Consider the following 792-nt stretch of genomic DNA (forward strand, 5'->3'; position numbering starts at 1 on the left):
TCACCTGGGATTTCTACCTTAGTTCCTGGTTTGTATGGAGTTCCATCTGGTTTCTTAGGTGTTACTGTAACTTCACCTGTCTTAGGATCTTGTTCAACATCTACTGTTGGTGTCTTACGAGCTGGTGTTGTTACATCCACTGGTTGTGATGGTTTCTTATTAGGTTCTGTTACTGTTCCTGTACCTGGGACTTCTTTCTTAGGAAGTTTGTCATTTGGTACTTTACCTGAACCATCTTTACCGATTTCAACTGTGATTGGACCATTTTCTCCTGGAATTTCTACCGTAGTTCCTGGTGGGTATGTTGATCCATCTGGTTTCTTAGGTGTTACAATCGCATCTCCATTTGGTTGTGGAGTGATTTCAATCTTACCTGGTTGTTCAGTTTCTGGTGTAACTTTACCTGGTGTTGTTACATCAGGAACTTCAACAGTTGGTTGACCTGGTTCAGTAATCTTAACTGTACCTGGGACATCTTTCTTAGGAAGTTTGTCATTTGGTACTTTACCTTTACCATCTTCACCGATTTCAACTGTGATTGGACCATCTTCACCTGGGATTTCTACCTTAGTTCCTGGTTTGTATGGAGTTCCATCTGGTTTCTTAGGTGTTACTGTAACTTCACCTGTCTTAGGATCTTGTTCAACATCTACTGTTGGTGTCTTACGAGCTGGTGTTGTTACATCCACTGGTTGTGATGGTTTCTTATTAGGTTCTGTTACTGTTCCTGTACCTGGGACTTCTTTCTTAGGAAGTTTGTCATTTGGTACTTTACCTGAACCATCTTTACCG

General features: G+C 41.2%; 1 pseudogene. It reads right to left on the reverse strand.

What is annotated here, in order from left to right:
• Window positions 1–792 (reverse strand): annotated as a pseudogene (locus HT718_RS09355) (hypothetical protein); the annotation flags it as partial.

This window comes from Streptococcus sp. 714 (assembly GCF_013277115.1).
GTDB lineage: Bacteria > Bacillota > Bacilli > Lactobacillales > Streptococcaceae > Streptococcus.